Source organism: Ureibacillus sp. FSL K6-2830 (assembly GCF_038004145.1).
GTDB lineage: Bacteria > Bacillota > Bacilli > Bacillales_A > Planococcaceae > Ureibacillus > Ureibacillus thermosphaericus.
Map to the genome: position 1 here is coordinate 221,561 of NZ_JBBOQR010000001.1, position 18,622 is coordinate 240,182.

Annotated in this window: 17 protein-coding genes; 5 read left to right on the plus strand and 12 right to left on the minus strand. The window is 36.1% G+C overall.

Going from position 1 to position 18,622, the window contains the following annotated elements; translation table 11 throughout:
* Positions 1–184: 184 nt before the first annotated feature.
* The 5 genes from NSU17_RS01120 to NSU17_RS01140 all read right to left on the minus strand — a co-directional run bounded on the left by NSU17_RS01120 (position 185) and on the right by NSU17_RS01140 (position 5,489).
* On the minus strand, positions 185–1,261 hold the full coding sequence (locus tag NSU17_RS01120; protein WP_016839360.1) for an undecaprenyldiphospho-muramoylpentapeptide beta-N-acetylglucosaminyltransferase: 1,077 nt from the start codon (positions 1,259–1,261) through the stop codon (positions 185–187).
* 573 nt (positions 1,262–1,834) lie between these two features.
* Positions 1,835–2,737 (minus strand): CobW family GTP-binding protein, encoded by a 903-nt coding sequence (locus NSU17_RS01125; RefSeq protein WP_340704050.1) that lies wholly within the window; start codon positions 2,735–2,737, stop codon positions 1,835–1,837.
* A 72-nt stretch (positions 2,738–2,809) separates the two neighbouring features.
* On the minus strand, positions 2,810–4,285 hold the full coding sequence (locus NSU17_RS01130) for a lmo1851 family serine protease (RefSeq protein ID WP_340704051.1): 1,476 nt from the start codon (positions 4,283–4,285) through the stop codon (positions 2,810–2,812).
* 185 nt (positions 4,286–4,470) lie between these two features.
* The gene (gene deoD, locus NSU17_RS01135; protein WP_340704052.1) at positions 4,471–5,184 is read right to left on the minus strand and encodes a purine-nucleoside phosphorylase; all 714 of its coding nucleotides are present in this window, start codon (positions 5,182–5,184) and stop codon (positions 4,471–4,473) included.
* Positions 5,185–5,261: 77 nt separating this feature from the next.
* Complete coding sequence (locus tag NSU17_RS01140) at positions 5,262–5,489, minus strand: YozE family protein (RefSeq protein ID WP_340436042.1); 228 nt, start codon at positions 5,487–5,489, stop codon at positions 5,262–5,264.
* A 119-nt stretch (positions 5,490–5,608) separates the two neighbouring features.
* Here NSU17_RS01140 and NSU17_RS01145 point away from each other — a divergent pair, with 119 nt between their 5' ends.
* The 4 genes from NSU17_RS01145 (at position 5,609) to NSU17_RS01160 (ending at position 11,247) form a co-directional block, all read left to right on the plus strand.
* The gene (locus NSU17_RS01145) at positions 5,609–7,405 is read left to right on the plus strand and encodes a methyl-accepting chemotaxis protein (RefSeq protein WP_340704053.1); all 1,797 of its coding nucleotides are present in this window, start codon (positions 5,609–5,611) and stop codon (positions 7,403–7,405) included.
* A 111-nt stretch (positions 7,406–7,516) separates the two neighbouring features.
* Positions 7,517–8,632: a GerAB/ArcD/ProY family transporter gene (locus NSU17_RS01150; RefSeq protein ID WP_340704054.1), complete on the plus strand. Its 1,116-nt coding sequence runs from the start codon at positions 7,517–7,519 to the stop codon at positions 8,630–8,632.
* Positions 8,633–8,647: 15 nt separating this feature from the next.
* The gene (locus NSU17_RS01155) at positions 8,648–10,102 is read left to right on the plus strand and encodes a spore germination protein (RefSeq protein ID WP_340704055.1); all 1,455 of its coding nucleotides are present in this window, start codon (positions 8,648–8,650) and stop codon (positions 10,100–10,102) included.
* A complete protein-coding gene (locus tag NSU17_RS01160; protein WP_340704056.1) occupies positions 10,099–11,247 on the plus strand; it encodes a Ger(x)C family spore germination protein in 1,149 nt (382 codons plus the stop codon). Before NSU17_RS01155 ends, NSU17_RS01160 begins: the two co-directional genes overlap by 4 nt.
* A 409-nt stretch (positions 11,248–11,656) precedes the next feature.
* On the opposite strand, the gene msrB is transcribed toward NSU17_RS01160, so the two are convergent.
* From msrB to NSU17_RS01180, 4 genes are all read right to left on the minus strand, one after another.
* A complete protein-coding gene (gene msrB, locus NSU17_RS01165) occupies positions 11,657–12,088 on the minus strand; it encodes a peptide-methionine (R)-S-oxide reductase MsrB (protein WP_340704057.1) in 432 nt (143 codons plus the stop codon).
* A complete protein-coding gene (gene msrA / locus NSU17_RS01170; RefSeq protein ID WP_340704058.1) occupies positions 12,081–12,614 on the minus strand; it encodes a peptide-methionine (S)-S-oxide reductase MsrA in 534 nt (177 codons plus the stop codon). Before msrA ends, msrB begins: the two co-directional genes overlap by 8 nt.
* Positions 12,615–12,625: 11 nt before the next feature.
* Positions 12,626–13,204, minus strand: a complete 579-nt coding sequence (locus NSU17_RS01175) for a YpmS family protein (RefSeq protein WP_340704059.1) — start codon at positions 13,202–13,204, stop codon at positions 12,626–12,628.
* Positions 13,205–13,407: 203 nt separating this feature from the next.
* Positions 13,408–14,250: a DegV family protein gene (locus tag NSU17_RS01180; RefSeq protein ID WP_340704060.1), complete on the minus strand. Its 843-nt coding sequence runs from the start codon at positions 14,248–14,250 to the stop codon at positions 13,408–13,410.
* A 165-nt stretch (positions 14,251–14,415) separates the two neighbouring features.
* On the opposite strand from NSU17_RS01180, the gene trhA reads away from it, so the two are divergent.
* Positions 14,416–15,057, plus strand: coding sequence for a PAQR family membrane homeostasis protein TrhA (gene trhA, locus NSU17_RS01185; protein ID WP_340704061.1), 642 nt, complete (start codon positions 14,416–14,418; stop codon positions 15,055–15,057).
* A 288-nt stretch (positions 15,058–15,345) separates the two neighbouring features.
* Here trhA and NSU17_RS01190 read toward each other — a convergent pair whose 3' ends face one another.
* From NSU17_RS01190 to NSU17_RS01200, 3 genes are read right to left on the minus strand one after another with little or no spacing between them, the layout of a single operon-like run.
* The gene (locus NSU17_RS01190; RefSeq protein WP_016839345.1) at positions 15,346–16,884 is read right to left on the minus strand and encodes an acyl-CoA carboxylase subunit beta; all 1,539 of its coding nucleotides are present in this window, start codon (positions 16,882–16,884) and stop codon (positions 15,346–15,348) included.
* A gap of 38 nt (positions 16,885–16,922) precedes the next feature.
* A complete protein-coding gene (locus NSU17_RS01195; RefSeq protein ID WP_016839344.1) occupies positions 16,923–17,705 on the minus strand; it encodes an enoyl-CoA hydratase in 783 nt (260 codons plus the stop codon).
* Complete coding sequence (locus NSU17_RS01200; protein ID WP_016839343.1) at positions 17,683–18,615, minus strand: hydroxymethylglutaryl-CoA lyase; 933 nt, start codon at positions 18,613–18,615, stop codon at positions 17,683–17,685. The genes NSU17_RS01195 and NSU17_RS01200 overlap by 23 nt, the downstream gene beginning before the upstream one ends.
* Positions 18,616–18,622: the final 7 nt, after the last annotated feature.

Here is an 18,622-nt window from a genome sequence, read left to right on the forward strand (position 1 = left end):
CGAGAGGGCTCGTCGCAGGAAAGCTTTGAATTTACTTCCTTGAACTTGCTCCGCTTTGCGACTAAGCGTGCGCGACAGGAGCACTCGCCCCGTCACTTCAATCAATTATTCGTTATATCAATTTTTTATCAAAACTCTTTCAATTGCCCCTTTAATTTTTTGTTTATGTCCCAGCCTCTTTTATTTATTTTTCATATTTTAAAATTAAATTTACCATTTCTTTCGGAGTTTTCGGCCTTTCCGCTTTCGCCATCGCTTCTAAAATGGATTCTTTATTTTGAATTAAAGTTTGAAGGGATTCCAAAAAAGTTTGCTTCGTTAAATTTTCTTCTTCCAATACTTCTGCAAAACCTTGATTTTTAAATAATTTTGCATTTAAAATTTGATCGCCTCGGCTTTTTGCAGATGATAACGGAATAAGTAACATTGGTTTTTTCAGTGCTAAAAATTCAAAGATGGAATTTGAACCTGCACGCGATACAACGAAATCTGCCGCGTTAATTAAATCTGGTAATTCCGATGTCACGTATTCGAACTGCTTATATCCTTTTAATTCTAATAAGGATGAATCAACATTCCCTTTACCACAAAGGTGAATGACGTTGTAGTCCTTTAAAAGCTCTGGTAGATTGCTTCGGATTGCGTCATTTAACACGACGGAACCTAAACTACCACCCATAACAAGCAACACCGGCTTTTTGCTTTCAAATTGACAAAGTTTTAATCCCCTCATTTTGCTTCCTTTAAACAGCTGTTCCCGAACAACAGAACCGGTACATGTTGCTTTATTCGCAGGTATATATTTTAATGTTTCCTTAAAAACCGTAAAAATATGAGAAGCAAAAGGTTGAGCTAATTTATTTGCAAGACCTGGCGTCACATCCGATTCATGAATGACTACAGGAATATTCAACAATTTTGCTGCAATCACAACTGGTACGGAAACGAATCCACCTTTAGAAAAAACAATGGAAGGTTTCACTTTTTTTATAATCGAAAATGCTTGACCGATTCCCGCTAAAACTTTAAAAGGATCTGTGAAGTTTTTTAATGAAAAATATCTTCTTAATTTTCCACTTGAAATGCTATGGTAAGGAACTTCAGGAAAACTATCAGTAATTAATTCCTTTTCAATTCCATGATGTGAACCGATGTAATGAACTGTGTATCCCTCCGCTTGAAGAGAAGGAATGATTGCCTCATTTAACGAGACGTGTCCAGCAGTTCCCCCACCAGTTAAAACGATTGTTTTTTCGCTCACAAAAATTCTCCTATTCTCATGAAACTCCGTTATGTTCAAACTTCTTGTTTACATTATGCTTCATTAAAGCAGTACATGAAGCCAACAACACTGATTTTATCATAAAACACGATAGAAACAACGGAATTTCACATTTGGATAAAATGATGCTTCTGTTATGGAGAGTTAGGCACTTTCAGTAGTTTATTAGCTAATCCCAATAAATGAAGCGTTACTCTATGTGATATTGGTCATTCTTGGGTACATATTGGCCAAATCCGACAATATATTGGCCAATCCCTCACATTTATTAGCCATTTCACATAAATGAAGCTTTCACCCATGCGATAAATTCTCCGGTACATATTCACAATTAAATTACCGCTTTCTTAAACTTTTCCATACGAAAAAAGCTCAAAAAAATCATCCATCAATTAGATGGATGATTTTCACTCGTTTTCGTTACATTTGGATAAATTGTTGTGTCCAGTAGTATCCATTTTCAACGAAACCTACACCAATATGTCATTTAAAATGTTTGCTCTAAAGAATGATAGAAATAAGTCATTTTTATTACGAATTTTACATCTTTAACTATTCTTTCTTTTCACCAATCACTGATATAGATTGTACATCTTCGCCAATCATCACAATTTTTGGCGGCATTTTCATATATTCTGGCATCCATTGAACTAAACCATATGCATATTGGAATAACATTGGATATTGCATTCCTTCAATGGGTACATAACCTTTCATACGATAAACTGTCGGCGGAAGTCCCCTTACCCATTCTTCAAATTCTTCTTGAGTAAAGCCTTTTTGAAATTCAATCACTCGAGAACTTAAATGCAAATGTCTGCCGATTTGAGCCGGTTCTATTTCTTTATTTAATGCTGTAGCTTGCATGTTTTTCAGTAATTTCAAAGGAACTCGTCCATTTGTTGTTTGCAATATAAACGCATTGGGATTAAGTCCTTGCAATTCAAACACAACGTTTGCTTTTTCCGCTTCTGTTAATAAATCGCTCTTATTGGCAAGAATCAAATGAGCATGGCGAATTTGTTCCAAAAAGAGGCTTCTTGCTTGTGGAGTGAACTGTTCACGCTCTAACCATCGTTTACTGTCTGCTACCGTGACAATCCCCTTAATATTTAACAGTTCAGCAAATAACGGAGAATATACGGCATCCAACGCTTCTACAGGATGTGCAGCTCCCGTTGTCTCAATAATCAGCACATCAAAATCTGCTTCGTAAAGCAATGTTTGAATTTGAGCTTCCGTTTTCTCTCCACCAGTACAACAAATACAACTGTCAAGTATTTCCTTTAACGGAACTTCATCATCCACTGCTTGAGAATCAAAAGGAATTTCCCCAAGTTCATTCATAATAACGGCTGGTTTATAGCCTTCTTCTTTCAATTGGCGTAAAACGTCCACCAACATGGAAGTTTTACCGCTTCCTAAAAATCCGCTAAATAAATAAACGTCTTTCACGTGATATTCCTCCATTCATAAGAGAAGAGCTGTCATTCAATGTTAAGAATGCAGCTCTTTTCATTGTAACCATTATTGAACTTGTAGCAATTCTTTTGCTTTTAAAATGTGTGGATCTTCTTTTTTAATTTTTTCACGTAATGCATCCATTAATTCATACGTTGTATCTCCTGAAATTTTACCTGTACGTTCTAGCCCTTTGTCCTTTTGGAACTGAAGTACTGCCGCTTCTGTTGCAGCATCAAAAGTAGTGTCGATAGTTCCAACGCTATATCCAAGGGCATCAAGCATTTGTTCCGCCGCTTTTACATAATTCGATACAACGTCTTTTTGTAATTCATTTTTAGGATCGACATAAGCAATACTCATATATTCAGGATAAGGCACTTCTACATCTGGTTTGATTCCTTTTTCATGAATCCAGTTCCCTTTTGGCGTTAACCATTTGCCCGTCGTATATTTTAAATTTGAACCATCTGGCATTTCAGTCACCGTTTGAACTGTCCCTTTTCCAAAAGAATTCAAACCAACAATTTTAGCATTAGCTGATTCTTTTAAAGCTCCTGCTAGTATCTCAGAAGCAGAAGCACTTCCGTTATCTATTAACACCACAATTGGAATTTTATATTTTTTTCCACCTTCACTTAATACAACTTCTGGCTCACCTTTGCGTCCTTGTAATTGGACAATCGGTTTACCTTCTTCAATAAATAAGTTTGAAATTTCAATCGCAGCGTTTAAATATCCACCAGGATTTTGTCTTACATCTAATATGATGCTCTTCATACCTTCTGCTTCAAATTGTTCAAGAATCTTCAGTAATTCTTCATAAGTCTTATCACTGAAAGAAGTTATTTGAATATGAGCTATTTTGTCCTCTCCCATTTCACCATATACCGTTTCAATCGGTATTTCATCGCGAATAATTGTCATTTCAATTAATTCATCGGATTCTCCCCGCTTGATTGTTAAGTTGACAGGAGTTCCTTTTTGGCCGCGAATTAAGAGCACTGCTTCAGTAGCACTCATTCCTTGTAAACTTTGTCCATCTACAGATAATATAATATCTTCAGGTAATAGCCCTGCTTTTTCAGCTGGTGAATTTTTTATGGGCGAAACAACAATAATATTTCCATTTCGTTCTTGAATTTCTGCACCGATTCCTTGAAAACTCGATGAAAGATCAGAATTAAATTGTTCTGCTTCTTCTTTTTCCATGTAATCAGAATATGGATCGTCTAGTGCGTCAAACATACCATTAATGGCACCGTGAATAATTTTTTCATCATCTATTTCCGTATAATATTTTTCTTTTAGTTCATCATAGGCATCGTATAGCTGTGAAAATTCTTCTCTTTCAACGGGAACCGCTACTTCTACAACTTTTTCATCTCCAAAAGTTAATGCAAATATCGTTAATACTGATGTGAAAAGAATTGTTAAAAACATCATCATAATAAAAGTAAATGGTTTTAACCGAATAAATCTCGTAGCTGGTTTGACTTGTTCTTGTTGTATTTCTTTCTCTTGTTGATTTTGTTCTTCCATAGTTTCACCACTCTCATATACACTTTCTTTTACGATATTTCCATATTAACAGTTTCAAGCTTTTCCGAAAAGAAAAAGACTGTCAATATTTAATGACAGTCAACATATTTTTAGTTTCATTGAATTTATATGTGACAGCAATATCCAATATTTAAATTCTCTATCAAAATGTTAATAATTATTTTTTAGACTGATTCATTTTCTATTGCAGCTTCTAACGCCACTTGAATCATATCATTAAACGTTGTTTGCCTTTCTTCTGCAGTTGTAATTTCGCCTGTCAAAATATGATCTGAAACTGTCAATACGGAAAGGGCTTGCCTTCCGTACTTAGCAGCTAATGTGTAAAGGGCTGCTGTCTCCATTTCCACTGCTAAAACCCCATAACGCGCTAACTTTTCATTTTGATTTTCATCAGAATAAAACATATCAGCTGTAAAAACATTACCAACTTTCAAATTCAAACCAGCTTTCAATCCAGCGTTATACGCTTTTAATAGCAAATCAAAATTAGCTGTAGGCGCAAAGTCAATTCCATTAAAAATTATTTCATTCATTTTGGAATCTGTGGAAGCGGATTGGGCTAAAATCACATCCCGCACTTTTACATCTTTTTGCAGAGCGCCACAAGTACCAACACGAATTAATTTTTTTACTCCATAATCTTGCATTAATTCCGTAATATAAATAGAAATGGACGGAACCCCCATTCCCGTTCCTTGCACGGAAATTCTGTGACCTTTATACGTTCCTGTAAATCCAAACATGTTGCGCACTTCATTATAGCATGTCGCGTTTTCTAAAAATTTTTCTGCAATATATTTTGCTCGTAACGGATCTCCAGGAAGTAAAACAATATCTGCAATTTCTCCAGGTTTCGCATTAATATGAATACTCAATGGCTTCCCCTCATTTCAATGATTTCAAACTAAAATATACTTATTTTTCAAAAATTATGCAATGAATAATTTGTTACTCATTCACCATCATTTGTCATGCGATAAATTTCCCATAGTTCGTCAAAAGTATTCGTGGATAAATCATCATCTGCTAATGTTTCAATGTAACTGGAAAGCTCTTCAAAAGAATGGCTAATTTTGGGAAAACTGTGATCTTGGAACATTTTCTCAGCAAACCGAGTTTTTGGATCCGATAAATCTCCTCCACGATAAGAAAGGACAAATTGATAAAAACTTTGACTCATTCAGTACCTCCCGCCTATCTAGTTAAATTTATGTAGGACTTTTTAACATTTTATAGTAGAATAGATTTGAAAATCGCAATACATGGAAACAGCATTTTTTAAAGGGGATGTTTACAAAAATGACCGTAAAAGTACAGAAAATGAATAATCAATCCACAAAAAAAGTTCAAGCAAAAGGGAAAAAACACCAAACGAAAAGTCCTACGAAAGGCCGTTTCTATCACACAATTCGTGGTCGAATTGTACTGACCTATGCAATACTCATTACAATTATCGTTATCATGCTTATTCTATCCTATATTAACATAACTAGACTACAGCAAAACTTAAATCATTTTGCAGAAGTAAACTTAAAGGAACAAAGGGAAATCAATCAATTAGCAAATGACATTGCGAATTTGACAATTTTTGAACAAGCGTTTCTCATTTACGGGGATGAAGAAAACTTAAATAAATATAATACAACAAAGCAATTAATTGAAAATCAACTCATCGAACTTAGCAAAAACTTTGAACATCGCCCGGAAGAATTCAAGCTTGTCAGTTACATTCAACAATTTTTTCGCTCATATTTGTACGCATCTACAGGAATTATTGAAACAAGACAATATTACAGTTATGAACAAGCCGTTCGTTTAATGGAAAGAAGTGAAGGACCTGCCATTAAAAATAATATCGAAAAACATGCTGATGAGTTGTTGCATTTATTAGAAGACAAAAACGAAAAAACAATCAAAGAAATCGAAAACTTTGCAAAATTCTCGCGCATCGCCTTCATCTGTCTATCATCATTTTCATTGTTTATCGCTGTTTTCTTTAGTTATCTGTTATTCCGTTCTATTCGAATCAATACAGCGAAAATTAATCATTCCATTCTTGATATCGCCCATGCTGGAGGAGATTTAACGAGACGGGTGAAAGTAGCGACAAAAGATGAATTTGCTGAAATTGCCCACTCCACAAACTTGTTAATCGAATCAATTTCAAAATTAGTAAAAAAAGTGTCCAACTTAGCTGAGCATGTTTCATCTAGTTCTCAAGAATTAATGGCTTTAGCAGAAGAAAATGCAAAATCAATTGATGAAATTGCAAGTTCTACCCATGATATTGCAAATGATTCCAGCTCTACAATCGAACGAATGAATGAAGCTGCATTAAAAATGAAAGCACTTGAACAGTCAATGGTTGAATTAAATAATGAAGCATATGAAGTTCAAAAAGCAGCAAAAGAAATGCAATCAGCTGCTCAAAACGGCAGCCAATCAGTAAAAGATTCGACAAATGTCATTCATTTCATTGAAGACACAATGAAAAACACTACTTCAACAGTTGAAGCCCTAGGACAAAAATCAAAAGATATCACATCCATCATCTCAACGATAACAGCTATTGCAGAACAAACAGATTTGCTTGCTTTAAATGCAGCAATTGAAGCTGCTCGTGCTGGAGAACATGGAAAAGGATTTGCAGTAGTAAGTAATGAAGTGAAGAAACTCGCCATCCAATCGCAAGAAGCAGCAAAAGAAGTGGCAAAAATTGTTCATTCTATTCAAGATGAAATTCATACAATTGTGTTGCAAAATGCAAAAGGCGTAGAATCCATTTCTCGTGGTGTGGAAGTAACGAATGAAACAAATGAAGTATTAAATGGCATCCTATCTCAAACAAATAAGACAACGCATATTATTATTTCGATGGTTGAAAAGATTAGTTCTACTTTAAAAATTGTCAATGACTTGACAACATCTTTCCAAGAAGTCAATGCTCTCAGTCAAAACACAAGCCTTGCAACGGAAAGATCGGCACATGCTGCGATGCAAGGTTCCGCTGCAATGGAGGAAATCAATGCCAGTGCAGTAGAACTTGCAAAACAAGCAGATGATTTAAGAAATCTAGTTAGCGAGTTTAAAATATAATAGGGACTTTTAACAAAAATAAAAAAATTCGCTATTTACCATGTAGATAGCGAATTTTTTTTATTTTTGGTTAGACTTTTCATAGATAGAAATAATGTAGGAGATGAAAATGTGAACAATACATTTAAAATCAGTATTTTACATGTGATTTTTTTATGTTTAACATCGATTGGTTTGAAAAATCACGTAACGCTTCTTCCTCCGATTTTGGAAACGGCTAAACGCGACGGATGGATTACTGTCATTTTAACAGGAATTGTGATATTTCCATGGATCCTTATGATTATATTTATTCAAAAAAAATCTCAATTACAGCCGATGAAAATCTGGCTAACCGAAAAAATCGGGAAAGTGGGAACGAACATCGCATTATTTTCCATCGTCATTTTTGGGTATATACTTGCTGCATTTACCTTAAAAGAAACAATTCTTTGGATATCTTCCACATTTTTAGAAAGTACTCCGACAACATTGCTAGTATTGCTTTATGCCATCGTATGTTTCTTATTAGTTTCCACTAATATTCAAACAATCGTAAATGTCAATACAATCATATTATTTTTTGTTATTATTTTTGGTTTTTACGCAGCGTTTACAAATATGCAAGTGAAAAATTATGAATTGATTTTTCCAATATTGGAGCACGGCTTAAGCCCTGTATTGATGGCGATGATTTATCCGGCATCGGGATTCATTGAATTGTACATGCTGCTTTTTTTGCAGCACTATTTTAAGAAACCTTTAAAATGGTATCATCTTGGCATTCTCATTTTTTGTTTAGTCGGTTTAACCCTTGGTCCTTTAATTGGCGCCATTGTTGAATTTGGCCCGGAACAAGCCGCGAAAATGCATTTTCCTGCTTATGAAGAATGGACATTGGTTGCCATTGGCCGATTCATAGAACATATGGATTTCCTTTCTGTCTATCAATGGTTATCAGGAGCGTTCATTCGTATAGGAGTCATATTATTTATCGTTTGTGACATACTAAATTTCACAGGGCAACATAAGAAAATCTGGTATTACATGTTTCCTCCTTTCGTTATTTTCAATCTTGCATTATTCCTTATTGAGGACGAAGTATTTGTAAAATGGAATTATCACTATATCCAACAATTTGCGTTTATTTTCATTTTTTTATTTTCACTTTTTCTAATTATTGTATCTCTTATTCCAAACCGAAAAGCTACTTCAGAACGCCAACCAAACCAGCAAAATATGGAATGAAAGTAGGGATATCAAGTGGACTTTGATGAAGCTTCCCTAAATCTATTTACTCTTAAGGAGTTATTTAAAAAAGCTGAAGATGTAACATTTCAAGAATTTAAAATCCACAACTTCCAAATTACTTTCATCTTTTGTAATGAGATGATTGACAATCAAATGATATTTTCCTATATTTTGCCGACGTTGGAAAAATTCATCGAACACTCGAAAGGAGTGTTAAAAGAAGAAGAGTTATTAAAATTGCCATTTCCAGACCTTCAAAAAATCGAAAAATTGGAAACTGTTTCTTTTGAAGTGTTTACTGGAAAGCTAGCCATCTATATTAATGAATTGCAGCTATTGCTTACCTGCAATTTAGCAAAGAAGCCCAATCGTTCAACTGAAGAAACAAAAATGGAATTGTTGATAAAAGGTCCACGAGATAACTTTATTGAAAATATTTCAACAAATATTGCGTTAATTCGAAAACGCCTCCCTACCCATTCATTATGTGTTGAAAAGTTGACAATTGGAGAAAGATCTAAAACAACAGTAGCGATATTATATTTACAAGATATTGCTAACGAACAAATTATTGCAGAAGTTAAAAAGCAACTTGAAAATATTGACACCGATATTATTTTAAACGGCGATTCTTTAATGGAACAATTTCAGGGCAAAAAATTGCTGATGCCATGGACAAATGAAACCGGAAGACCGGATTTTGCCATTCAATCGCTGATAAGGGGCAGGCTGGTTATTCTGGTCGACGGGGTCAGTTATGCCATTATTACACCTGTCAACTTTACTTATTTATTAAAAACCGGTGAAGATTATGAATACCCTCTTTTATTCAGTGCTTTTGAACGAACAATGCGGTTTGCCGGAGTGATGGTTGGTATTTTACTGCCTGCCTTTTGGCTGGCTCTTATTACTTTCCATCCAAATCAATTGCCGTCGCAACTTCTTGCAACAGTGGTAGTATCGAGCCGGGGACTGCCTTTCCCTACAGCATTGGAAATGATTGTTTTACTCTTGATGTTTGAAATGTTCCGGGAAGCAGGGATGAGGCTGCCGACTGCAATTGGTAGCACCATCAGCGTAGTTGGCGGATTAATCATCGGTGATGCCGCCATCAGGGCCGGTATAACGAGTCCGGCCATGCTCGTGATTATTGCATTATCCTTTATCGCGACATTTACGGTTTCCAATCAATCATTGTTAACGTTAATTACAATCATTCGATTTATTTTTATTATCGTCACTTCCTTTTTCGGATTATTTGGCTTTTTCCTTTGTATATACTTGCTTCTTTTATATATGGCAAACATACGTATTTTCGGCGTACCTTACTTGAATTTTTCTGCGGAATTAAATTGGTCAACCTTTGGTAAATCTATGGCACGATTAACCAATAGACAATATCGGGAAAGGCCAAAAATGTTAAGTCCAACTGATAAAACACGAACGAGTGATGAGGGGCAAAAATGAAACATCTCAAATATTTATTAGTTGCAATCATTCCTATCTTACTTGCAGGTTGTTGGGATTCGCAAGAAAATTGGCGGATGCTCTATGTCTATGGGGTTGGAATCGATTATATAGAAAATGAATATCGAATATATGTTCAAGTGGTCAGTTTTGGAAATACAGCAAAAACTGGACAAATCAATCAAGACCTCATGCAATCGGAAGTGGGTTATAGTACCGGAAAAACCGTCGATGATGCTTTTGCAAATTTATATAATTCCGTAGATGAAAGATTATTTTTAGGTCACTTGACTACATTGATTTTTAGTGAGGATTTACTAAAATCCGGAAATATGAATGAAATTCTCAATACTTTTACAAGATATACTGATACCCGCTATCAAACATGGATTTATGCAACGGACAAGCCCATCGAAGAATTTTTTCTCGAAACGCCCATTTTGAGAAAATCCATTACATTGACGAAATTGGCAAATCCATTAAACACGTATGAACAAAATTCGTTTATTGAACCGGTCAATATACGAAAATTAATTATTCAATTAAATGAACCGAATCATTTAGCCAAAATTCCATATATCACGATAAAGGAAGTGTGGAACACAGAAAAAGGATTTGACCCGGCATTTGTTATTGAAGGCGTAGCCCTAATAACTCCTAAAGAATTTAAAGGCTATTTATTAAAGGATGATGCAAAAGGACTGCAATACCTTACAGGAGAAACGATTACTACGTATCTTACAACAAGCATTGATGGACACGACTTTACGTTCGTTAATCGAAATCTTAGATTAAAAATTACGCCCATCACAAAAGGGAATAATGCGAAGTTTCAAATTGAAGTTTCTGTTACTTCAACATTAAGTAGCTTTGAATTGAATCTATCCTACAAAGATCTTGAAAAACAAATTGAAGAAGAGATAAAAAAAGAAATATTAAGAACATATAAGAAAGGGTTGGAATTGAATAGTGATGTTTACCGGCTATCTGAAATTCTTTATAGAAAAAAACTGAAGTTATGGAAGAATACGGAAAAAGATGGGCGCATTCCTTTGAGTGAAGATTCGATTGATGTTCATGTAACGGTTGATAAATTGAAATCCGGAAGATCAATGTTCAAAGATACGCTTAACGAGTATCCGTAAAGGCATCTTCTTTCTAAATGATGTCAAAAAAATAGGACTGTCCAGAAAGTCGAACACTTTCTGAACAGCCTTACTTCTTATAGTAATATTCTCTTAAAAACTTTGCTAATGCGGTGGTTACACAAACGCGCCTCCTCGTCGCAATTTATCTGCGGCGAAAGCGTGTGCTGCAGCCGCAATATATCTGCGACGAAAGCGATAGCGACAGTCGCAATGGTTCTGCGACGAAAGCGTGTGCTGCAGCCGCAATGTATCTGCGGCGAAAGCGCTAGCGACAGTCGCAATGGTTCTGCGGCGAAAGCGCTAGCGACAGCCGCAATATATCTGCGACGAAAGCGATAGCGACAGTCGCAAAGGTGGCGTCTTGAAATGACTTTTCAGACGCCCCCATTTTCTAATAAGTACATGTTTATTCCTCAAATAACTTCAAAAACTCTCGGTAGCCCTCTTCTTCCAATTTCTCTTTTGGAATAAAACGCAAAGCGGCAGAGTTGATGCAGTAGCGTAGTCCTCCCAGATCCCTCGGTCCATCCGGAAACACATGGCCTAAATGGGAATCTGCTGTTTTGCTGCGAACTTCGATGCGGCGCATACCGTGGGACAAATCCAATTTCTCAACGATTTCACTCGCATCAATAGGTTTTGCAAAACTTGGCCAACCGCAACCTGCATCAAACTTATCTTTGGAACTAAAGAGCGGCTTGCCTGATACGATATCCACATAAATACCTTCTTCAAAATGTTGGTCATATTCATTTTGATAAGGCGGTTCTGTACCATTTTGTTGCGTCACATAATATTGCATTGGTGTTAACTGTTTTAATCGTTCTTCTTTATTCATTCATATCCCCCCAATGTTGTTTAATAAATTGAGCTCTACCAGATCCGATAAAATACCGTTCATAATGTTGCGGGTTTTTCTTGTAATAATCTTGATGATATTCTTCAGCTGGATAAAATGGTTTTGCTGGAAGAATTTTTACGACAATCGGTTTATCAAACTTTCCCGACTCTTCTAGACGCTTTTTAGATTGTTCTGCAATTTTTCGCTGCTCTTCATTATGATAAAAAATAGCCGTTGTATAAGACTCCCCTCGATCAAAAAATTGTCCTCCCGGATCAGTCGGATCAATTAATGTCCAATAAATCTCCACTAATTTTTCATATGGAAAAACTGCTGGATCAAAGGTAATTTGTACTGCTTCTACATGACCCGTTGTCCCGGAACAAACTTGTTGGTATGTGGGATTTACCACATGGCCCCCTGTATATCCTGATACAACTTTTTCAATCCCTTTTAGTTGATCAAATGGCTTGACTAAACACCAAAAGCATCCTCCAGCAAATGTGGCTAGTTCCGTTGGCATTTTGTTCACTCCTATTCATTTGGAATCACGATTTCTAATAGTATTCGATTATTTTTCAAATCAATTTCTTTTGCTTTCACCCTTGCACCAGAAGATAGCGATAAGTTTGATAAATCCACAAATATTTCTTGTGAATCAGGTCGTATAATCATCCATTCAGGAAAATCAATGGCTTCATTCATTAACTTCAATACCATCGAAGAAGGGAGATTTAAACTCCCTACATTCACTTCTGATTGAACTAAATGAATATTGCCATGTTCATTGACAACTGGATCGAATTTCATGGAAACAGGTACAGTAATCCCAAATGCAATAATCTCACTGGAAATCTGAATAGCATCATTTATCTCTAAATCCACCGGTAATGAAGAACTTTTTAATTCTTGCGCTAAATATTTAATGGCCATTTTTTCAAAATCTTCCGTTGTCGTTTCAACATAAAGGACACTATCTGTAGGTTTTAGAGACGTTTCTTTAGGGGAAGGGATTGCTGTTTCCACAGATGAAGTCGCCCAGTAAATAACGAATGCCAATAATAATACAATGGAACCTGATAATATAAAAAAGGCGACTTTCCAAACATTCATTTATCTGACACTCCTATTCAATCTTACAAATGATTCTATCAGCACTAATCTTTTAGTATGCATCAAACTCTATTCAATATACATACATTTGTAATCTTTATTATAAGTTGATTGGAAAATTTAATAAAAGAATACGCTTGTAAACATAAAAAAAGTGTCTACTCCCTTCGACAGGTTGTTGACACTTCGATTACAATATTTCGTTATTCTGCAAAAAACACTAATGCAATGGCTCCTCGACCAACGTGAGTACTAACGATTGGAGACGTAACCGTTACTTCAATATCACAAAATCCCGATTGTTCAATCAGTTCTTTTAACGGTGCTCCTACATTTTCCATCTCACCTGCATGAGAGATGCAGATCGATTTTACCTGTTTCCCTGCGATATGTTTTTTATACTCTTTAAACATATATTTTACCACTTGACTATAACTTCTTACTTTGGCAACAGGTAGATACTCACCTTGTTCTAATATAGCAATAGGTTTAATGTTCAATAATGAGCCTAATAGCGCTTTCCCCTTCCCTATTCGGCCACCTTTGACTAGATTCGTTAGCGTATCTAAATAAATATACATTTTAGTATTGGCGCGAACTTCTTTCAACCTTTCGATGATGTCATGGACTGAAGCTCCAACTTCTCTCATCCGCACCGCTTCCCGCACTTGGATTGCTAATGCAGAGGCAATGAATTGTGAATCAAATACGGTTACCTTTGCATTGGCGATTTGTGCTCCTTGTTGTGCTGAGCTTAATGTGCCGCTTAAATTGCCAGCAATGTGTATTGAAATGATTTCATCGCCATCTTTTCCTAATTTTTCATAAATCTCTGCAAATTGTCCTGGCGCTGGCTGTGAACTTTTTGGTAATTCCTTTGCTTGATCCATCATGTCTAAAAATGGTTTAGGATGAATATCCACCCCATCAACGTATGTTTTTCCATCAATGTTCACCGTCAGAGGAACAATATGGATATCTTTTTCTAACGCCTCTTCTTTTGAAATATCACTTGATGAATCTGTCACAATATGAATCTTTCCCACTTACCCACTTCCTCTAGCTAATTTGTATTATTATATAAAGCGATGATTCCGGTTGTAAAGATGACAACTGTCATAACTTTCATGGGTATTTGAAATATGTGACAAATGATAGTGTTGTATTGAAATGTATTCATGTAATCTATTCATTATTAGGAGAGTGATAAGATGAACAATATCCATCAAATTGATTATAAAAATTGGAAAGAAGAATTTTGGAATGCCATCACTCACGGAATCGGATTACTTTTAAGTATTCCTGCTTGTGTTTTGTTAATATTATTGGCTGTGCATAATGAAAGCGTTGTGCAAATTATTTCCTACTCCGTCTTTGGTACATCGTTAATTGTGTTGTTTTGTATGTCCACTTTATTACATAGCATGCCGGAAAAATATAAAAAGTTTTTCTCCATTCTCGATCATTCCTCAATCTATGTATTAATTGCAGGTACATATACTCCGTTTTTGTTGATTGCTGTAAACGGGACACTCGGACTTGTACTATTATGTATTATTTGGTCCATTGCCTTGTTTGGAATTGTGTTTAAATGTTTGTTTATTCACCGATTTGAAACTTTTTCTTTAATATTATATTTGGCAATGGGATGGCTTATTATGTTTGCTATTAAACCGCTCTATGCATTTTTACAGTTAGAAGGTTTTATTGTACTTCTTGCCGGAGGATTGTTTTTCACAATAGGTTCCATTTTTTATGCTTGGAGAAAACTTCCGTATAATCACGCAATTTGGCATTTATTTGTCATCGCAGGATGTACGTGTATGGTGGTTTGTGTGGCGGTTTATTTGTAACAAAAAGATGATGAGGCGGATAATAGTCAATTCAAATGAGATATCCGTCAAATGAATCCATCTAATAGAAAATTCACTAAAATGAGACTGCAATGAACGGATATTAACCAAATCCGCTATGATAATAGTCATTTTAAATCAGATATTGGCCAAATGAATCCTTTTAATTGCCATTTAACTTAAAGAAAGTGCATTCCAAACTTTAATGGAAAATAGTCAACTCGAATAAAATAATGGCCATTCTTCAAAAAGAAAAAAGTGCGAAATAGTTCGCACTTTATTCCATTATCAAACTGGACTTACTCCATGTTTACGCTCTGAGAATACGAGATATTTTGAAGAATAAGCATGAAGTCTTGCAGTCAACACTTGACGCAACTCATTTGGCTCGATGACATCGTCCACGATTAATTCTGAAGCTAACTTATAAATATCGATTTCTTCACGATATTCATTTCGTTTTTCTTCAATAAATGCTTGTTGTTCTTCTTTTGGCAGTTGAGCTATCTTATTCGCATAAACCGCATTCACTGCCGCTTCAGGTCCCATAACTGCAATTTGCGCTGTTGTTAATGCAATCACACAATCAGGTTCAAAAGCAGGACCTGCCATTGCATATAATCCAGCACCGTATGCTTTTCTCACAATGATTGTAATTTTTGGAACTGTCGCTTCACTCATCGCAAAAATCATTTTTGCTCCATGGCGAATGATTCCTTGCCTTTCCACTTGAGTACCAATCATAAACCCTGGTACGTCCGCCAAGAAGATTAATGGAATATGGAAAGCATCACATAGGTTAATGAATTTAGCAGCTTTATCAGCAGAATCGTGGAATAATACGCCGCCTTTGACTCTCGGTTGGTTCGCTACAATTCCAACCGCTTGTCCATCAATCCGAGCAAAACCAGTAATGAGTTCAGCTGCAAACAGCTTTTTCACTTCACAGAACGAACCTTCATCAATGATTCGATCAATTAAATCATACATATTGAAAGGTACGTTTTGATTTTTTGGAATGATCTCCTCAATTGTTTTTTCGAATTGAGCTGGCAATTTTGGTGCTTGTACTGGAGGTTTTTCGCGATAATTATTTGGGAAGTAGCTTAAATATTTTCTTGCGTATTCAATCGCTTCTTCTTCCGTCTTTGCAAGAACGTCTCCACAACCAGATACAGAGCAATGCATTTTTGCTCCGCCCATTGTTTCTAAATCTACTTTCTCACCAATTACCATTTCAGCCATTCGAGGAGAACCTAAATACATGGATGCATTACCATCCACCATGATGACCACATCACAGAATGCCGGAATGTAGGCGCCACCTGCTGCAGATGGACCAAATAATAAACATACTTGAGGTACTTTACCCGATAGCTTTACTTGGTTATAAAAAATGCGCCCCGCTCCTCTTCTTCCTGGGAACATTTCCACTTGGTCAGTAATACGAGCTCCTGCAGAGTCAACTAAATAAATGATTGGACAAGCTAGTTTCTCAGCAGTTTCTTGAATGCGCAAGATTTTTTCAACTGTTCTTTTACCCCATGATCCTGCTTTTACCGTTGAATCATTGGCCATAAAACAAACTGTTTGTCCATGGATTTTGCCTATCCCAGTTACAACTCCATCTGCTGGCAAATCTCCCGCCATTACGTTTGCAAATATGCCATCTTCAATTAATACATCCTCATCAAAAAGCAATTTAAGTCGATCGCGTACAAATAATTTCCCTTGCTCTTTATTTTTTTGATGGTATTTCTCATGTCCACCTTTTTTAATTTCTTCTATTAAATCTGCGTGGGATTTTTTTGTTACCGTATCACCCATGAATGAATCCTCCTTTGGCTCTGAAAGCGTAAATTAAGTTATCTTCCTACATATTGAGGTTGTCTTTTTTCTTGGAATGCTACTAAACCTTCCATACGGTCTTCAGTGTATAGCAACTCGTTATATGCAAGTTCTTCGATTTTTAATCCCGTTGTTAAATCGACTTCAATCCCTTTATTAATGGCAATCTTTGCTTGAATAAGTGATAACGGTGCATTTTTGGCAATTTCTCTAGCCAGTTCTGTCGCTCTTTTTAGTAAATCTTCTTTTTCAACGACTTCGTTGATGAGATTGATTTCAAGAGCTTCGCTTGCTGTAATTCTTCTTGCTGTATAAATTAATTCTTTCGCCTTTCCAAGACCAATTAAACGAGGTAAACGCTGCGTACCACCAGCACCTGGAATAATGCCTAAGGAAACTTCCGTTAAGCCCATTTTTGCCTCACTGCTGGCAATGCGAAGATCGCACGCTAGAGCTAATTCCAATCCGCCGCCGAAAGCAACGCCGTTTAAAACAGCGATGACTGGTTGTGGCAGAGCTTCTACTCGATTGACCGTACTGCCAATGAGTCTTACTGTTTCACGAACTTGTTGTTCGTTCATATTTTTGCGCTCTTTTAAGTCTGCCCCAGCGCAAAAGGCTTTATCACCACTGCCGGTAATTAATACAACACGAATTTCTCGATTTTTAGCAACCTCATCCAAACATTCATTGAGGTCCGTCAATAATTGAATGGACATCGCGTTTGCTGCTTCTGGCCTATTTAACGTAATGAGACCAATGCCCTTTTCGATTTCGTTAAACTGTACGAGCGTTGTCAACGTTAGCGCTCCTTTCATTTCTTGCAATTTCCATTTGCTTTGAAACTAATTTCTTACCAATTTTTTCTTCAATGAAAAATGCTGATTCGATCAGTGCTTCTTGATTAACGCCAGTTTCGATGTTCATGGCAGAAAGCATGTATAATAAATCCTCAGTGGAAACATTTCCTGATGCTCCTTTTGCATATGGACATCCACCAAGCCCACCAGTTGAACTATCGAATGTCGTAATACCCATTTCTAAAGATTTCACTACATTTGCGAGAGCCGTACCTCTCGTATCATGGAAATGCATGGCAAATAGATTTGATGGGAAGTGTTTTAATAATGTAGAAAGTAAACTTTCCACTTGCGTTGGAACCCCGACGCCAATTGTATCTCCTAATGAAATTTCATAAACGCCCATTTCCGCTAATCGGTCCACTACTTTTAACACCTGTTCTGGTGAAACAGGTCCATCATAAGGACAAGCAATCACCGTTGAAACGTATCCGCGCACTTTTACATTTGCTTTTAACGCTTCATCCACAACTTCTTTTAATACAGGAAACGTCTCATCAATCGTTTTATTAATATTGCTTTTATTATGGCCTTCACTAGCGGACATAAACACACTGACTTCATTTACGTTGCAAGTTAAAGCCCTCTCAAGCCCGCGAATATTCGGAACTAAGGCAGCATACGTTACTCCCTTTTCTCGATTGATTGACTTTAATACTTGCTCACTGTCAGCTAATTGTGGAATCCACTTCGGATGAACGAAGGAGGATACTTCAATATAGTCTAATCCTGTTTTACTTAATAAGTTGATCCAATCCACTTTGTCTTGTGTCTCAATGAACTTGGATTCATTTTGCAATCCATCTCTTGGACCAACTTCTTTAATTGTCACTTTCGTTGGAAGATGCATCCTTTTC